Genomic DNA, 16,419 nt, shown 5'->3' on the forward strand with positions numbered 1-16,419 from the left:
TTGATCGTTGCTGCTCGGCTCGGCCTGCCGAGCTGCTCAGGTGTCCAGCCGCAGGCCGCCGACCCGCCGTTTCTCCGGAGCGACCCGTTTCGGTACCTTGCGAGGATGCCACATCCGCCTCTTCGGGATGAGATGGTCTGCGCCTTCGCATGTCTGCGTCGACGGACCAGTGGGTTGGAAGAGAAGTGAGCAGCGTCCACCCTGTCTGGTGGATGGACGCCGCTGTGCGGTGACCAGGCGCCGCTATGCCGACTGCTCGTCGCTTGCTGGCTCAGCGGCCTTCCGCGGAGGCGCGAGCCTCGGGAGACGTAGATCACCGTTGTCGGAGACCACCGCCAGCGTCGGGCGGCGGCTGTGGGGGACAAGCTGGACGACCTTCTCGGCTGCGTCCTTCGCCAGGTCGTCGAGGACGGTCTGGTACGTGTCGCGGGTGATCCGGGTGTCCGAGTGGCCGAGGGTCTCGGATACGACCTTGATGTCGACCCCGGCGGCGAGCATGAGCGTCGCGGCGACGTGGCGGAGGTCGTGCAGGCGGATCGGAGGCAGGCCGGCGGCTTCGACAAGGCGCTCGAACAAGTCGGACATCTTGCCCGGGTGGATGATCGAGCCGTCCTCGTTGGTGAAGACGCGGCCGGTGTCCTGCCAGGCGTCACCCCACTCCAGCTTCTCCTGCTGCTGACGTTCCCACTGGAGGTCGAGGAGCTGGTCGGTCTCGTCGTCGAGCGCGAGCCAGCGGACGCCGGAGCTGGTCTTCGGTGCGCCTTCGTAGACGTCCCAGCCGTCCTGGATGAGCTGGGTCGCGACGGCGATGGCCTTCGCCGCCTTGTTGCGGTCCTCCCAGCGGAGGCCGCAGGTCTCGCCTCGCCGGGTGCCTCGGAAGGCGATGGTTCGGTAGTAGAGGTAGAAGCGGTGCTCGGCGATGAAGTCGAGGAAGTCGGCGGTCTGATCCGGCGTCCAGACCATGACGGGGCTCGGCTTCTCGCCCGTCTCCTTCCACCGAGCGATCCGCTCGGCGGTCCAGACGAGGGCCTTCGGCTTGGTGCCGGGCAGCAGCTCGACGTGTGCCGCCGGGTTGAACGGCGGCATCTCCTGCTGAGCGATGGCCACGTTGATCGCCGCGCGCAGGGTGTCCCGGATGTGGGGCTGGGTGTTGAGGCCGGTGGGGCGTCGGAAGGGCGGCATCTGGTCGAGCTGGGCCTTCAACCACTTGCGCCGGGCCCGGTTCTCCGCGCCCTTCCACGGAGTGGCGTCCAGCTCGGCCTTGACCGCACGGCGCTGCTCGTTCTGCTCTTGGACCTCGATGTTCCGCTCGTTGATGTCGTCGAACATCTTGCTGACGTGGTGGACGCGGAGCTTGTCGAGCCGGACATGGCCGAGGTGGGGCTTGAGGTGGTTGCGGATATCGCAGTCGTAGCGCTTCCAGCCGCCCCGGCTGAGCCGCTTGCGGCCTTCGAGCCAGGTGTCGAGCCACTCCGCTACGGTGATCTTGGTGTTGAGAGGCTGGCCCGTGGCGATCCGGCGGCGGACCTCGTCGTAGTCCGGGACCGGCGCCTTCTCCTTGAGGCAGTTCTCCAGCAGGTCGCTCAGCTGGAGTTTGGCCCAGGCGTCGTCCTCTTCGGGTATCGCGAGGAGGGCGCGGACCTTGTCGAGCTCTTCCTGCGCCTTGGTGGAGCTCTCGAAGCCACCCCGGCGGAATCGGCGACGGCGGCCTTCCTGGTCGGGCTCCAGCTCCTGGAAGACCGTCCAGACGCCGTGGCGGCGGGACGATTTGAGCTTGGGGCAGGCGGCCCCGTACTCCTTGCCGGTACCGGGATCAACGCACCGGCACCGGCGGGAGATCGTGCCGTTCTTCACTCTCTGTCCTCTACGTGTGCTTTGTCCTCGGCCTGATCGACGACCGCCAGGTCGCCGGGGAGGGCGGGCGGGACGAGACCCCGTTCACGCATCCGCTCCCGGAAGGAGGCCAGCTCCTTGCGGTCGGCGTCCGCGTACTCCTCATAACCAGCGGCCAGCTCCAGAAGGGCGGCCTTGCGATCCGGGGCTGGTGTCGTGCTGGCCGCCCGGCGCCGGTCCGTCGCCAGCGAAGCGGATGCTCTGGCAGCGGCTACGAGGTCGGCGTGCGCCCGGAAGGTGTCCAGCACTTCGCGAGCGCTTCCTGGTGGCGCCGGGTCTGCGGTCGGCGTCTCCCCGGTGAACCAGGCGAGCGCGTCCCAGGTGGGCACCTCCCGGTCGGGCAACGGCTCGACCGTCTCGGCTGTACCCAGGGGGAACAGCAGGGTGATCGGGGGCGCGCCGAGCACGTCCGCCAAGACCAGGAAATCCGTGAGCGTGATACTGGTCCGGCGGCCCGATTCCAGGTTCTTGATCGTCTGGTCGGTGATATCCGGCAGGCCGCGTTTGGCGCAGCCCTCCGCGACAGCCGCCATGGTGAGGCCGGCCGCCTTGCGTGCCTCACGCAGGGAGCGCACGACCTGGGCGGTGAACGCCGCCGGCCAAGAGTCTGAGGTCATGCATGCACTTTACGGTCCAGAAAAGTGCTGCCGCAACTCCGTGATACAACGATTCGCGTCACAGCAGCACGAACATCGACTAGGAGAGCGTCGTGGCCGCACCTTCCTCTGGTGGCATGACCGCCGACGAACTGCTCGCACTTCCGGTGGCCATCGACCTCGACACCGCCAACCGGGCACTCGGGATCGGCCGCTCTACCGGTTACGGGCTGGCCAAGGCAGGGGAGTACCCGGTCACGGTTCTGCGGTTGGGCAGTGCCTACCGGGTAGTGACGTCTGAGCTTCTGAAGCTGCTCGGCATGGAACGCCGCCCCGACGCCCCGGCTGCGGCCGGCGCCGGGGCGGGACACGAGCTCTGCGCGTAGGTGGCGAACGCCTCCGGGGCCTCGAACTCGCCGACCTCTACCGACTTCGTTGACCTCCCGGTCCCGGACCGGGCGTTGGATGTGGGGCTGAATGAGGGGTCAGGCGCTGGCGGTGGTCGGGGTGGCCTGGTGGGGCAGGCGGTCGCCGAGGTCGTACTGAGCGGCCTGGAGGAGATAGGACTCGCGGTAGCGCGTGGCTGGCTCATGGGTCATCAGCTCGGAGTGGCTCCCCTGTTCTACGAGGCGGCCGTGGTCGAGGACGAAGATGCGGTCGGCCTTGGCGGTGGCGCCGAGGCGGTGGGTGATGAGGACGACGGTGACGCCGAGGGCGGTGAGCTGACGGATCTGCTCGAACGCCTCGACCTCGGTTTCCGGGTCCATCGCGGACGTCGGCTCGTCGACCACCACGAGGGCGGGAAGCCGACCATGGGCATCCGACGTGGTCAGGCGCAGGCGGGTGCGGGCGAGGGCTACCTTCTGCCACTGGCCGCCCGAGAGGCCGACTCCGCCCTCGAAGCCCTTGGCGACGAGGGTGTCCCAGCCGCGTGGCAACTCCTCGATCACCGGGTGAAGGTCGGCGTAGTCGGCGGCGGCCTCCAGCTGTTGCTGCTCGCAGGAGACTTCGGGGCGGCCGAGGAGCAGGTTGGCGCGCAGGGTGAAGGACCAGCGCTGGAAACTTTGGGCGAGCAGGGCGACGCTGCTGAAGAGCTGGTCGCGGTCGGCGGTCGCGGTGTCGATGCCGTCCCACCGGACGCGGCCGTGGTGCGGCTGGTAGACCCCACACAGGATGTTGGCCAAAGTGGACTTGCCCGAACCGTTGGCGCCGACCAGCGCGATGACCTTGCCCCGGGGGATCGTCAGGGTGACCTTGTCCAGCGCCGGGGTGTCGCGGCCATCGTAGGTGAAGGACACGTCCTCGACGGTGATCGTCTCGGGTCGCTCGGGCAGCGGTGTGCCGCCGGTGGGGATCGCCCGGCGGTGGCCCTCGCGGCGCAGCTGGTCGAGGTCGCGGACGAACAGCGACTCCTCATACAGCTGGTTGATCTGGGAGACGAGGCCGCCGATGCTCGCCGAGCCGGTGCGGATAGCCACCACGGCGGTCCCGGCGGCAGCGAGCGGGATCGCACCGCTCATGACGAGCGAGCCCAGCAAGGCGAAGGCGCAGACGGTGGCGGCGCCGGCCAGCGCTGCGGAGAGCAGGTCCGTGCGGGCCCGAGCCCCGGCGAGGCGGCCCTGCTCCTGCTCGGCGGCACGGGCCATCTGCTCGTAGTGGTGGAGGATGAACGGCCCGCACGCGTGCACCCGAAGCTCGGCCGCGGAGTACGGGCGGATCAGCATGTCCGCCAGAGCGCTGCTGGCCCGGGAGTGCTGGAGCCAGGCCCGCCTGGAAGCGTAGTGGCGCCGGGCGGTCCGCACAGCACCCCAGCCGCGCGGAGCGGTGATCAGCAGCAGCATCGGCAGCAGGGCGGGGTGGAGGACGGACAGGACGCCGGCTGCGGAGACGAGGCCGAAGGTGGCGGTGAGGACGGAGGTGGCCTGGCCGATGATGCGCTGCAGGGACATCGCGCCCCAGCGAGCGCTGTCCACCTCGGCGAGGAACTCCGGGTCCTCGATCGCCTCCAGCTCGGAGCGGCCGACGATGCCCAGGAACTCGATCGTGGCCTGGCGGAAGACCGCCGGTTCCAGCCGTCCACCGGCCCAGCCCGAGGCCGCGGACAGCACCGACGACAGGCCCGCGACCAATCCGACCGCCACGATCGCCGGCATAGCGGCCCGCAGCACGTCGGCGACATCTCCTGGGGCGAGCAGTGCGGTCAGAGCATGGTTGGTGGCGATCAGCGCGAAGGCCGCGGCTAGGCCACGCAGGACCTCAGCGCCGACCAGGGTCAGCAGCGCCGCGCGGTCGGCCTGCCACGCCATCCGCCCGGCCAGGCGCAGGAAGTGCGGCATCTGCCGCGCCACCGCCCAGAACGCCACCTCGCCGCTGGCCATCTCGTGCTTGGCCCAGCCGTAGTCGTAGCGCATCGGCCCGCCGAACAACAGCTGCTCACTGTCCGGCACCGGGTCCGTCGATGTCTTGGGTGCGCTGGTCACATACTCCCTTTCTCAGAGGGGGAACGCGGTGGTTGGGCGCCAGTGCCGTCAGGGGCTGGTGTAGCCGTGGGGCGACCGGTGCGGACCGGGCCGGGCGGGCTGGCCGGCACTATGCCGGGCGGGCGCACTCGCCCGGCATAGTGCCTGCGGGCGCCGGTCACGTCTCGACGAGCTGCCGTTGTCCGGAGGCGGGGTCGAATCCGTGGGTGGAGAACGCGGGCCCGCCGGCCAGGTACGCCTCCACCGCGGCCTTGGAGGTTGGGAACATCGGGCTCGGCAGGACGGCGGTGGCGGGGTGCCAGCGCACCTCCAGGTGCTTGTCCGGCTCGACGTTGGCCAACTCGCCCGTGAACTCACTGGTGGCGAAGACGAACAGCACGAACCCGCCGCGCCCGTCCCAGCCCTCCTTGGCCTGGATGGTGTGCACCAGACGCAGGTCGCACGGCCGGGCGATGAGCCCGGCTTCCTCACGCAGTTCCCGGGCGGCGGCGTCGGGGATCTCCTCCCCAGGGTCGACCTTCCCGCCGGGGATTGACCACGCGGGTCCGGGGGTGAAACTGCGCTTGCCGTAGAGGAGGGTGGCGATCCGGTCGGTGTTCAAATCGTGGGCGATGACGCAGACCGACAGCCTGCTCGTCTCGTGCATCAGGGGTGCTCCTGGTTGAAGTGGGACGGGTCAATGGCGCGGACACGGCGGTCGAGCGACTGCTTCTAGGTGTCGCGCGCGGGCAACTCCGAGAGCGCGGTCTCGCGCATGATGCGGTCGACCGTGTCGCGGAGCGTGCTGTCGCTGCCGATGACGGTCTCGATGCCGCCGGGAAGAACGTCGTGCTCGCGGTACCAGTCGCGCAGTTCCCGCTCGGTGACGGCAGACAGGTACTCGCGATCGGCCTTCGAGGCGTGCCGGACTAGCGTCTCGTCGATCGGGATGTCGAGGTAGTAGCAGCGGGTGACGCCGCGATGGTCTCCCACCAGGCGCTGGAGCATCTCGCCGTAGTGATCGGCGTACAGGATGCCTTCGATGACGACGTGGTAGCCGGCGCCCAGCGCGTACCGTGCCACGGTGTCGATCAGACCGATGTTCGCGCCGCCGGGCCGGTCCCGCTCGCGCAGCACGACGCGGCGGAGGTTGTCCTGCGCGACCACGGCCAAGCCCCGACCGAACCGGTCACGGATGCCCGCAGCCACTGACGACTTGCCCGACGCCGAGTTACCCCGAACGACCACGAGCCGGGTCTCCGCGCTCCCGGCAGGCACCCCGGCCCCCGGGAACCCCGGGTGGCTCGTGGCGCTCATGCCGACCATCCGACGACGGACAGCGGGCGGCCGGCGGTGATCTGCGCGAGCGCGTCCGCGGTGTAACCGACGATCGGATCCGGAAGCCCGTCCAGCGGCCAGAAGCGGAGGGCGGCGCACTTGTCCGGTTCGCGGTTGGTGATCGTGCCGGTGTACGCGCGCGGGGCGAAGAACAGCTGGAGGCGTCCGGCACCGTCGTCGGCGTCGAGGTGGTGGAGGGTGTGGACCAGGTCGAGGTCCTCCTCCCGGATGGTGATGCCGAGTTCCTCGTCGGCCTCGCGAGCCATGCCAGCCAGGACGGACTCTCCCGCTTCGAGGTGGCCAGCCGGAGCGTGCCAATGCTGGGAGGCGAAGGTGGTGTTGGCACGCTGTCCGAGCAGCACCCGGCCGTTCTCGATCAGGACCAGGTGCACTCCCACAACCAGCGTGTGCGGCACGGGACGTCTCCTTCCAGGGGGCAGGGAACTGGCGCGGGGAGTGCGGCCGGTTCAGGGCATGGCGAAGCTGCGATCAAACTGGTGATCGTTCGTCGTACGTGAGTGCGTAGGCAGGTGTCCCACCGTAGGCGGCCCGGCTGGGCCGCGTCGGCGTGTCGCAGCAGAAGCCACACGATCCGGTGAACAGCCCCAACTCGTCATACTGGTAGGGCGGTTGCTGGTCGAACATGGCAGTGTGCCACGGGGTACTGACAATCGCGCCGTACTCGGCGGGAGACAGGCGTTCACACCTCCGCCAGCGCGGGGATCGGGCTCTGAGGCACGCGATGTCGCGGGTGCTTCCGAGGCTCTCGTACTGCCCGAGGCTCGCGGTGTACGCGGCGTCCGGGTGGCCGAGCGTTCGACGGCCTGCCCGAGGAGGTCGGCGGCGTAGGTCGAGTGCGCCAATCTGAGGAAGGCCCGGGCCCCGGCCACGTTCAGCCGACGCACCTCGCTGCTGCCCACTACGCCACCACGGCTGCGGGGAGCGCCTGGTCGACGACGGCGCGCGGCCTCGGCGGCGCCGGGCACCGGGCTTGCGGTCGGGTGGCCAGGCGGACAGCCGTGTCCGCCAGGCTCCAGTGGGAGAAGCCCTGCGGGTAGTTCCCGAGCTGTCGGCGGGCGAGGGGGTCGTACTCCTCGGCGAGGAGCCCGAGATCGCTGCGCAGGGTGAGCAGCCGGCCGAACAGCTCGCGGGCTTCGGCGTGCCGGCCGATGACGGCAAGGCTCTCGGCTAGCCAGAACGAGCAGGCGAGGAAGGCGCCCTCGTGGCCGGCGAGCCCGTCAACGTTGCCGGCATCCTCTCGAGTGGCGTAGCGCAGCACCAACCCGTGCTCGGTGAGTTCGCGCTGGACGGCCTCGACGGTGCGGATGACGCGCTTGTCGTCCGGCGGCAGGAAGCCGACCAGCGGCAGGAGCAGCAGGGAGGCATCGAGGGCCCAGCTGCCGTAGGACTGGGTGAAGGTGTCGGTCTCGGAGTTGAAGCCGCGCGTGCACACGTCGGTGTGGATCTCCGAGCGCAGGCGGGCGAGCCGGACGAGGACAGCAGGGTCGATGGCGCTCCGGCGTTCCAGCAGCCGCAGCGTCCGGTCCACGGCTACCCAACACATGACCTTGGAGTGGGTGAAGTGCCGTGCCGGGCCACGGATTTCCCAGATGCCCTCGTCAGGCTCCCGCCAGCGCTGCTCCAGCTGTCCGACGAGCGCCAGGAGCAGGGCGTCGCACTTCGGGGACGGTGGGAGGCCGGCGTCCTCGGCGAGCAGCAGAGTGTCGGCGAGTTCGCCGTAGACGTCGAGCTGGAGCTGGTCGGCGGCGCCGTTGCCGATGCGTACTGGCCGGGAGCCGTCGTAGCCGGGCAGGTGGTCCAGGGTCTCCTCGTCGAGGTCGGCGTCGCCGTTGACGCGGTAGATTGGCTGGAGACGCTCGGGGTTGACGGTGTCGACCAGCCAGTTGCGCCACTGGCGGGCCTCGTCGAGGAAGCCGAGTCGCAGCAGCGCGGCGATGGTCAGCGCGCTGTCGCGCAGCCAGACGTAGCGGTAGTCCCAGTTCCGTTCGCCACCGAGCTGCTCGGGCAGGGAGGTGGTGGGCGCGGCGATGACACCGCCGCCTGGGTGGCAGAGCGCCTTGAGGGTGAGGGCGGAGCGCACCACCGCCTCGCGGTCCGAGCCGCGGTGGGAGCAGCTGGCTGCCCACTGCTCCCAGAACTCCGCGGTGGCGTCGAGCTCGGCGAAGGCGTCGGGCGGAACAGGCGCGGGACGGTGAGAGGGAGTCCAGGTGAGGGCGAGTACGACGATCTGGCCGGCGTGGACGGTGAATTCGGCCCGGCACACGCCCCGCCCGTTGGCGGTGTGCTGGGGGCCGTCGAGCCAGTACGAGTCCGGGTGGGCGGCCACCCACAGCCGCGAGCCTCCGCGGGTGATCCGCTCGACGCGTGGCCTGGTGGCGCCGTAGCCGGGACGGGGGCGGAACATGCTGGCGACGTGGACCGTGCCGCTGATGCCTTCGACGATGCGGATGATCTGGGGCTCCGCGTGGTCGCTGACCGTGGGCGCTGGCATGAAGTCGGTGACGGCCACCGTACCGGAGGAGGTGTCCCACTCCTGGCGCAGGACCAGGGAGTTGCCCACGTAGTGGCGGCGGTCGGCCGCCGGGGGCGGTGTGCCGTCGTAGACGGCCGGGCCGACGCGCCACAGGCCGTGATCGGCGGTGCCGAGCAGCGAGGCGAACACCGCCGGCGAATCGAAGCCGGGTAGGCAGGCCCAGTTGATGGAGCCGTCCGGGCGGACCAGAGCGGCGGACGCGGTGTTGCCGAGGAGCGCGTGGTCCTCGATTCGGGAAGGGGCGGTGGTGGCGCGCATGAGGTCCTGACGTGGGTGGGTGGTCAGCGGTGAGCGGGGGCAGGGGCCGCGAGCGCGGCGAGGGCGGCGGCGACGGTGTCGGCGAGGGTGTCGGCCACCGGCAACCACGGCATGAGGCTCGCGAGTAGCACGCGGTTGGCCCGCTGGACGGGATCGGCCGGGTCGCAGCCGACGACCACCGTCCCGCCGTACGGGGAGAACAGACCGGCCTCGTAGCAGTCGTGTACGCGCACGTGCCCGATCGGGTTCCAGAACAGGACGACGTCGGTGCGCCGGATGTTGCGGTCCTGCCAGCCGAACGGCTGCCACGCGAGGTAGGGGTCGGTGGCCGGGTTGCGTGACGGTCGGGGGTTGAGCACCGTTCCGTCGAAGCCTGCGGTCGCGAACAGGTGGACCGCGTTGCTCTGCCAGTCCGGGCAGCCAACGGTTGCTCCGGCGAGGAACACCGCTGGGCGGCCGTTTGGCTCGTACGGGTGCGGTGCCTCGACGTATCGAAGGTTCACCGGGCGCCGCCGGAGGGAGTAGGTCCGTGGAGGACGGTGGGGGTGATCATCTGTTCTCTGAGCTCGAAGGGGTGCGGCCCTGGCCCGAACGGCCGCCATGGGTTGCTGCGGTTGTGCTGTTCAGCCGGACCGGCGGCGGTCGCCAGGACGATCCGGGTCGTTCGGGGGCGGCGCGCGGTGGCCCACCAAGCGGTCGGCCACGCCGAGGGTGCACAGGGCGACGACGGCGAAGATGCCCAGGTAGAGCGGCTGCCTGAAGGCGGCGCGGTGCTCCAGCAGGTAGATGGCGCCGCCTCCAACCAGAACGCCGAGCAGGAAGCAGAGCGCGGCGAGCCCGATTCGCCTGATGCCTCGGTGAGCGCTCACGGGGCCACCGCCTGCGGTTCTGCGGTGGGAAGGAGTGGGCTGGCCGGCCAGGCAGGGTCGATGCAGTTCAGCCAGACGAGCTGGGCAAGGACGCCGACGACGACGGCCTGGGGCTGGGAGTCGACGTTCAACTGGCTGAGCAGGCTCTTGGAGTAGGTGCGCATCGTGCTCGGCGCGATGCCGAAGTCGGCGGTCAGCTCGGGCGTGCTGCGCCCGCCCGCCCAGCCGCGCAGGATCTGCAACAACCGCGGGGCCAGCTGGGGGTTGATGGTCAGCGCCCCGCTGGGGTGCAGTGGCTGGGTGACGATCCGGTGGGCGGTGGCCCAGGCGGCGAGGTGCAGCACGGTGCGGGTACCGGTGGTGACGAGCACCGTCTCGATTGCGCTGCGTACGTCGTCCGGTTGCAGCTTCGTGTCGGGGTCGGCGGCGATCTGGTCGTGTCTGGCGCCGGCGGCGACCAGGACGATCAGCCGGCGCTCGGAGGCGGTGAGGGCGGGCAGGGGGCCGATGGCCACGGCGTAGTCTCCAGCGGGATGGTGCGGGCGGGTCACAGTTGCTGAGGGATCGGCACGGCGGGGGCAGCGAGGTGGAACAGCAGCCTCGGACCGAGCCGCTCGGCCTGGCCGGTGCCGATGACCAGGACGAGGTCGCCCTCGGTGGTCATCTCGAAGATCCGCTGCTCCGGGGCGGGTTCGCACGGCCCGAGGCGGATGCGGTGGACCGCGCCCTGTCCGAGCTTGTGATGTGCGGCCTGCTCGACGGCATCCAGCGGGTCGGGTTCGGCGTTCTCGGTCAGCGGGGTGCTGACCGGCAGCAGCACCGCGTGATCGGCGTCGCCGAGGGCGGCGCCGATTTCGACGGCGTGCGCGCCGGTGCGGGCGATGCCGTCCGGTTCCAGAACGACGACCAGCGAACCCTCGGTGAGCATCCGCGCGGCCGTGACGTCCTGCGCGATCTCGCGCGGGTGCCGGGCACGGGAGTCCACGACAGTGATGCCGTCCTGAGCGCCGAGCACAGCCAACGACCGCTCGGCCCCGCGGAAGCTGCCGGCGCGCTGGGCGACGGCCTGCGGGTCCTCCCCGGCGACGAGGGCGGTGGCGATGGCTCCGCACACCGCCAGGGCGTGGTGTCGGCCGGCGATCGGCACGGTGAACTGGTGCCGCTCACCCCGGTAGTGGAGGGTCAGGAGGTACTCGGTGCCCAGCCAGCGGGGCGGGAGGACCCACACGTCGGCGCTCTCCTCCAGACCGACCGTCACCACGGTGGGGCCGGGACGATCGCTGAGCCGCTCGTGCACGATCTTGACGCCCTTGTCCCACAGCGGCAGCACCACCGTGGCGGAATCACGCGCGAGGGCGGTGGCGGCGTCCAGAGCCTCGAGGGTGTCCGCGAAGTGCGGGGCGTTCATCGCGGCGGTGGTGATCAGCGCCACGGTTGGGGTCACCCTGTGGACGGGCTGCGGGCCGTGCGGGAGGCGGCTCCGGGAGGCCGCCTCGTGCGTGCCGGCGTCCGGGCACAGGTCCACGACCAGGCGTCGCCCCTGGATGCCCTGTCCGGGAACACCGCCATGGGTCGGAGTGGTGAGAATCCAGGAGGTGCGGCCGTCGTCGAGGACTGTAGCCAGGGCCGCTGCCGCGGTGGCGGTGTCGTGGCTGCCGTAGACGGCCACCAGCGGCTCGCCATATTCCCCGGTCAGAGTGGCGAGGGCGAGCGCGCGCGTGAGGACTGGCAGCCCCAGAGCCTGGGCTTGGTTGAGTTCCGGGAACGGGCCCATCGTGCCGGACCACACCACGGCGGTTCGGTCGGACTGGACGTGCTCGGCGTCGAAGCCAACGGCGACCTTCACGCCGGCCGTGCGCAGCCGGGCGGCGGCCGGGCTGTCCTGCTCGGCGTGGGTGATGCTGGCGGTGATGTCCAGCTGGCGCGTGGCCAGCCACAGCGCGAGGCCCTCCATGCCGGGGGCGGTGGCGTTGACCAGGTGGGCCCGGGTCAGCAGATCGGCCCCGGTGGGCCGCGGGCTCGTATGGGTTGCGGGGCGGGTAGTGGTGTCCATAGGAAGGGCTTCCTCGGCAGGGTCGGGGACAGAGGAGTGGGGGTTGGAACCGGGCCGGTCGCGGGTCTCGGGGGTTTGGCGCCGCGACCGGCCCGGGGCTCATGCCTGGGTGAGACCGCGCTCCAGCTCGACATCGCTCACGGCGGCGGCGTGGTGGTCCAGGTCCAGGCGGGCGACGGCGGCCAGGTGGGCGACGACGTGCTCGTCGAGCAGCTCGCTGGCCAGCGGGCTGGTCTCGAACGCGGCAACGGCCTCGGCCAGTGACTGCGGTACGGGCTCGGCCTCGCGGTCCAGGTAGGCGTCGCCGCGGGTGGCGGCAGGGGGCTTGAGTCCGGCTTCGATGCCGTGCCGGATTCCGGCCAGGACCGCAGCCAGCGCCAGGTAGGGGTTGGCGTCGGCACCGGGCAACCGCACCTCCAGGCGCAGGCTGCGGCCGTGACCGACCACCCGAACCGCGCACGACCTGTTGTCCCGCCCCCAGGTGAGGCGGGTGGGGGCGAAGGAGTGGTCCCGCAGGCGCTTGTAGCTGTTCACGTACGGCGCCCACAGCGGGCCGAGGGCGGGAAGGGCCGTCAGGAGTCCGGCCACTGCCTGCTCACCCAGCTCCGACAGGCCGCTGCCGTACTCGGGGCCGGCCAGCAGGACCGGCTGGTCGTCGACGTCGTGCAGTGAGACGTGCAGGTGCATTCCGCTGCCGATCCCGCCCGGCAGGGCCGCCATGAATGACGCCGTCATGCCCTGCTCGTCCGCGACGGCTTTCGCGGCGTGCTTGAACAGCACGTGCTGCTCGCACGCTGTCGTCACCACCCTGTAGGGGAAGGTGACTTCGACCTGGCCCGGCGCGCCCTCGCCTTTCACGGCCTCGACGGGAAGGCCGGCGTCGGCGAGGCCCTGCCGCAGGCGCCTGCTGAACTCCCTTACCGGCAGCGGCTGGTCGAGGGCGTAGTCGCGGTTGTCCCAGACGGCGGGGCGAAGTCCGCAGAAGCCGGCCGCCGCCGCGTCCCGGGCGGTGCGCTCGAAGAGGACAAACTCCGTCTCCACCCCTACCTTCGCCGTCAGCCCGAGCCCGGCCAGGCGCTGCTCCTGCTCGGCGAGCACGGTGACCGGGGAGAGCGGGTGCGGCAGGCCCACGCTGATCGGCTCCGCGAGCACCAGGGCGGTGGACGGCAGCCAGGGCAGGACGCGTGCGTGCTGGTTGTCGGGCAGCAGCGCGACGTCCCCGAACCCGGACTTCCAGGAGAACGACCCGCTGCTCGGAGCCGTCATCCCCAAGTCGGTACCGAGCACGTACCCGCACATCTCCGGCGAGAGCTCACCCGAGCGCAGCCGCTGGACCAGCGAGGCCGCGTCGAACTCCTTGCCCTTGAGGCGGCCCTGCACGTCGACGGCCGCGAGCAGCACCGTCGTGATGCCGAAGGCATTCACCAACTGGTGCAGCGGCCTGATCGGCGAGGCCGCCACCGGAGAGTTGCCGGCGGTGCGGTACCGGGCGGCCCGCATCGTCGCCGTACGGCCCGGGCGTCGGCGGCCGGTCACACGACCTCCTCGGTCAGTTCGACCAACTCGGCCGACTGCTGGACCGGAGGCGCATACGAGCGCCCCGCCTTGAGCCACCACGCCCAGGCCAGCAGCAGCACCACCGCCAAGGCCACCGGCGCGTAGTTGAAGGTGTCGACCGTCACCGGCGAGGACTGTGGCAGGCACACCAGCACGCTCACCACGGCCACCCAGCCGACCGCGATCCACCCGATCACCGGCCCCCGGCGGCCCAGGTTCCACGGGCCGGGCTTGAAACGGCGGCCCTTGCGCAGCCGGAGGTAGACCGGCACCGCGTACGCCGGCGTCATCCCCACCACGTTGACCGCGGTCACCGCGCCGTATGCGGTCGCGCTGTACAACGACGGCAGCGCGAGCACGAGCGCCGCCCCGAGCGACAGCCACACCCCGGCCACCGGCGTCCCGGTGCGCTCCGACACCCGGCTCCACAGAACCGATCCGGGAAGCGCTCCGTCCCGGGAGAACGCGAACACCATCCTCGAGGCCGCCGCCGTCTCCGCGTTGCCGCAGAACACCTGCGCCACGATCACCACGGCCAGGAGCACCTTCGCCCCGGTCGTCCCGAGCGCGTCGATGAAGATCTGCGCGGGCGGCACGCCGGTGGACGAGTTGAGGACGCCGTCGTAGTCCTGGACGGCGAACAACATGCCGGCCAGCAGGACGGCGCCAGCGATCCAGCTCACCCAGATCGAGCGGACGATCCCGCGGGGCGCCGACACCGACGCCTTGGTGGTCTCCTCGCTCATGTGCGCGGAGGCGTCGTAGCCCGAGAAGGTGTACTGGGCGAGCAACAGCCCAACCGCGCTCACGTAGATCGGGTTGCTCCAACCGGTGTTGTTGACGAAGTGCCCGACCACCCAGCTGACGTCCCGGTGTTGGGCGGGCACGAGCGCGAGCGCTCCGACGATCAGCACCACACCGCCGATGTGCCACCACACCGAGATGCCGTTGAGCACCGACACCAGCCGGACGCTGCGCAGGTTCAGCACCGCGTGGAGCAGCAGTATCGCGGCGAAGATCCCGAACAGCCCGGCAGGCGTCGGCGAGTACCCGAACTGCATGTTGAGGAAGGCGCCGACGAAGCTCGCCGCACCGTAGTCGATGCCGCAGATGCCACCCACCAGTCCGAGCAGGTTGAGCCAGCCGGTCATCCAGCCCCACCGGGGGCCGCCGAGCTGGTGGGCCATGAAGTACAGCGCCCCACTGGTCGGGTAGGCGCTGGTGACCTCGGCGAGGGCGAGGCCGACGAACATGACCAGGCCACCGACGCCGATCCAGCCCCAGATGATCACCGCCGGTCCGCCGGTGTTCAGACCGAACGCGAGCATCGTCATGCATCCGGACAGGATGCTGATGACGGAGAAGGAGCTGGCGAAGTTGCCGAACTCACCTATTCTCCGCCGGAGTTTGGGCTGGTAGCCGAGTTGGCGCAGCCGTTCCTCGTCGGTCGGTGGTGCGGCCTGGGCGCGGGACATCGGGACAACCTCCATGCGGAAATCGAGTGATGGGAACGGGAGTGGCTGGGGTCAGGCCAGCGCGGTCGCGCGGCCGGCAAGAGCCTGGTCCCTGGCGATCAGCAGCAGGGCCTCCGCCTGCTCGCGGGAGTCGGCGACGTAGGTCCACGGCGCCTTGGACGCGAACTGGCCGAGTGCGCTGAACACCTCGACGGCGGCAGCCATCTGGGCCGATGCCCACAGCGCGTGGGCGAGGTAGCTGAGATCGACGACCGGCCACGTCCCCGGTTCCGCCACGGACCAGCTCTCGTAGGCGCGCTGAGCACGGGAGAAGTGGGGCTCCCGAAGCCACTGCCGCAGCACGACTGCGTTGCGTGTCGGCTCGTTGCGGTAGTAGTCGACCGATAGGTACAGCGGCAGGGCGGCAAGCGGTGATCCGGCCGGCGCCATCGACAGGACGACGTTCACGAAGTCGGCCGCCGCAGGCCGGTAGAGCCGCTGCCAGTAGCGAAGCATGCGGTGGTGGGCCTCCCGATTGCCAGGATCACGCGTGAGTGCTTCGTCGAGCAGCCCCCACGGCCCGGCCGGGAGCATCGGATCTGACGAGCCCCGCTGGTGCTCGGGGCGGACCTTGGATCGGTCCAGCACCGCGAGCGCTAGGAGACACACCCACGGCACAGGGTCAGCGGGCACAGCCTGAGCAGCGGCCCAGCACGACTCCCGCGCCTCCTGCTCCAAGGGCTCGGCCCTCGGCGAGCGGGCCTCGGCTGCTGCCAAGGCGTGCTCGACCATCACCCGAGTCCGCAGGATGGCAAGCGCCGGGTCGTCCGGCTCCTCGCGCCCCCAGTCGGCAAGCACCGTCGACCGGGCCGCGACCAGCGCCAACACCTGCGTACGAGAGGTCCGCAGGCCGACGTTCTGCGTCGAGGCCAGCAACCGCTGCGTCGATAACCAGCGTCCGGCCCGTAGGTCGTCCACCGCGGTCCGGAGCGCGTCGTCGAACCCGGCAGGGTGATAAGCCGGCCTGGGCTGTGCACCGGCATTGAGCGCGGGTGGCATGACCTGTTCCCCCTTCATGGTCCGCCGAGACTTCAATCCGCTTGCCGCCTGCGGGAGCCCGAGCACGTCAGCGTCAAGCTCGGTGGACAGCTGAGCGCAGCCGGCGGTCGGGAAGACGAGCGAGAAGTGACTCGCTCACTTCGCGGACTGCGATTAAGTGATCGGCCACCTACTGTCGCGTCCTGGCCGAAACAGCGCTACGACACCCGGGTGTCATCTGACGCCTTGCGTAGCCATCACCCTGTCATCGGGGTGTCATCTCGTCAGATACAGCTCTGAGAAGCGCTCTTGTCGGGTATGGCTGGACCAGGTCCTCCGCGCACAGGTGG

At 70.6% G+C, this 16,419-nt stretch carries 15 protein-coding genes; 1 reads left to right on the top strand and 14 read right to left on the bottom strand.

The annotated features are described in order from the left end of the window. Window positions 1–243: 243 nt before the first annotated feature. Both ACWDD9_RS09425 and ACWDD9_RS09430 read right to left on the bottom strand, forming a co-directional pair. Window positions 244–1,854 carry a tyrosine-type recombinase/integrase gene (locus tag ACWDD9_RS09425; RefSeq protein ID WP_449811221.1) on the bottom strand — a complete coding sequence of 537 codons (1,611 nt, stop codon included), beginning with the start codon at window positions 1,852–1,854 and terminating at the stop codon, window positions 244–246. After that, on the bottom strand, window positions 1,851–2,510 hold the full coding sequence (locus tag ACWDD9_RS09430) for a helix-turn-helix domain-containing protein (RefSeq protein ID WP_449811222.1): 660 nt from the start codon (window positions 2,508–2,510) through the stop codon (window positions 1,851–1,853). Before ACWDD9_RS09430 ends, ACWDD9_RS09425 begins: the two co-directional genes overlap by 4 nt. A gap of 116 nt (window positions 2,511–2,626) precedes the next feature. On the opposite strand from ACWDD9_RS09430, the gene ACWDD9_RS09435 reads away from it, so the two are divergent. Further along, window positions 2,627–2,875, top strand: coding sequence for a hypothetical protein (locus tag ACWDD9_RS09435; protein WP_449811223.1), 249 nt, complete (start codon window positions 2,627–2,629; stop codon window positions 2,873–2,875). 99 nt (window positions 2,876–2,974) lie between these two features. On the opposite strand, the gene ACWDD9_RS09440 is transcribed toward ACWDD9_RS09435, so the two are convergent. The 12 genes from ACWDD9_RS09440 to ACWDD9_RS09495 all read right to left on the bottom strand — a co-directional run bounded on the left by ACWDD9_RS09440 (window position 2,975) and on the right by ACWDD9_RS09495 (window position 16,090). After that, window positions 2,975–4,969 carry an ABC transporter ATP-binding protein gene (locus tag ACWDD9_RS09440; RefSeq protein WP_449811224.1) on the bottom strand — a complete coding sequence of 665 codons (1,995 nt, stop codon included), beginning with the start codon at window positions 4,967–4,969 and terminating at the stop codon, window positions 2,975–2,977. A gap of 157 nt (window positions 4,970–5,126) precedes the next feature. Then, entirely contained in the window at window positions 5,127–5,615 is a 489-nt protein-coding gene (locus ACWDD9_RS09445; protein ID WP_449811225.1) for an NUDIX domain-containing protein, read from the bottom strand. Window positions 5,616–5,680: 65 nt separating this feature from the next. Beyond that, window positions 5,681–6,265, bottom strand: a complete 585-nt coding sequence (locus ACWDD9_RS09450; RefSeq protein ID WP_449811226.1) for an AAA family ATPase — start codon at window positions 6,263–6,265, stop codon at window positions 5,681–5,683. Then, entirely contained in the window at window positions 6,262–6,702 is a 441-nt protein-coding gene (locus ACWDD9_RS09455; RefSeq protein WP_449811227.1) for an NUDIX hydrolase, read from the bottom strand. The genes ACWDD9_RS09450 and ACWDD9_RS09455 overlap by 4 nt, the downstream gene beginning before the upstream one ends. 503 nt (window positions 6,703–7,205) lie before the next feature. Next, a complete protein-coding gene (locus ACWDD9_RS09460; protein WP_449811228.1) occupies window positions 7,206–9,098 on the bottom strand; it encodes a glycoside hydrolase family 15 protein in 1,893 nt (630 codons plus the stop codon). A gap of 23 nt (window positions 9,099–9,121) precedes the next feature. After that, entirely contained in the window at window positions 9,122–9,601 is a 480-nt protein-coding gene (locus ACWDD9_RS09465) for a hypothetical protein (protein WP_449811229.1), read from the bottom strand. Between the two features lie 120 nt (window positions 9,602–9,721). Beyond that, entirely contained in the window at window positions 9,722–9,967 is a 246-nt protein-coding gene (locus ACWDD9_RS09470) for a hypothetical protein (protein ID WP_449811230.1), read from the bottom strand. Further along, complete coding sequence (locus ACWDD9_RS09475; RefSeq protein ID WP_449811231.1) at window positions 9,964–10,482, bottom strand: helix-turn-helix transcriptional regulator; 519 nt, start codon at window positions 10,480–10,482, stop codon at window positions 9,964–9,966. Before ACWDD9_RS09475 ends, ACWDD9_RS09470 begins: the two co-directional genes overlap by 4 nt. Window positions 10,483–10,514: 32 nt before the next feature. After that, on the bottom strand, window positions 10,515–12,020 hold the full coding sequence (locus tag ACWDD9_RS09480; protein WP_449811232.1) for a glutamate ligase domain-containing protein: 1,506 nt from the start codon (window positions 12,018–12,020) through the stop codon (window positions 10,515–10,517). Between the two features lie 99 nt (window positions 12,021–12,119). Continuing rightward, on the bottom strand, window positions 12,120–13,556 hold the full coding sequence (locus ACWDD9_RS09485) for a glutamine synthetase family protein (protein WP_449811233.1): 1,437 nt from the start codon (window positions 13,554–13,556) through the stop codon (window positions 12,120–12,122). Further along, on the bottom strand, window positions 13,553–15,052 hold the full coding sequence (locus ACWDD9_RS09490) for an amino acid permease (RefSeq protein WP_449811234.1): 1,500 nt from the start codon (window positions 15,050–15,052) through the stop codon (window positions 13,553–13,555). The genes ACWDD9_RS09485 and ACWDD9_RS09490 overlap by 4 nt, the downstream gene beginning before the upstream one ends. Before the next feature lie 51 nt (window positions 15,053–15,103). After that, on the bottom strand, window positions 15,104–16,090 hold the full coding sequence (locus ACWDD9_RS09495) for a hypothetical protein (protein WP_449811235.1): 987 nt from the start codon (window positions 16,088–16,090) through the stop codon (window positions 15,104–15,106). Between the last annotated feature and the right edge of the window lie 329 nt (window positions 16,091–16,419).

This window comes from Kitasatospora sp. NPDC001119 (assembly GCF_053598475.1).

Coding starts and splice junctions, on each gene's coding strand:
- ACWDD9_RS09430 (WP_449811222.1), bottom strand. CDS start 2,510: ATGACCTCAGACTCTTGGCCGGCGGCGTTCACCGCCCAGGTCGTGCGC.
- ACWDD9_RS09435 (WP_449811223.1), top strand. CDS start 2,627: ATGACCGCCGACGAACTGCTCGCACTTCCGGTGGCCATCGACCTCGAC.
- ACWDD9_RS09445 (WP_449811225.1), bottom strand. CDS start 5,615: ATGCACGAGACGAGCAGGCTGTCGGTCTGCGTCATCGCCCACGATTTG.
- ACWDD9_RS09450 (WP_449811226.1), bottom strand. CDS start 6,265: ATGAGCGCCACGAGCCACCCGGGGTTCCCGGGGGCCGGGGTGCCTGCC.
- ACWDD9_RS09460 (WP_449811228.1), bottom strand. CDS start 9,098: ATGCGCGCCACCACCGCCCCTTCCCGAATCGAGGACCACGCGCTCCTC.
- ACWDD9_RS09480 (WP_449811232.1), bottom strand. CDS start 12,020: ATGGACACCACTACCCGCCCCGCAACCCATACGAGCCCGCGGCCCACC.
- ACWDD9_RS09490 (WP_449811234.1), bottom strand. CDS start 15,052: ATGTCCCGCGCCCAGGCCGCACCACCGACCGACGAGGAACGGCTGCGC.
- ACWDD9_RS09495 (WP_449811235.1), bottom strand. CDS start 16,090: ATGCCACCCGCGCTCAATGCCGGTGCACAGCCCAGGCCGGCTTATCAC.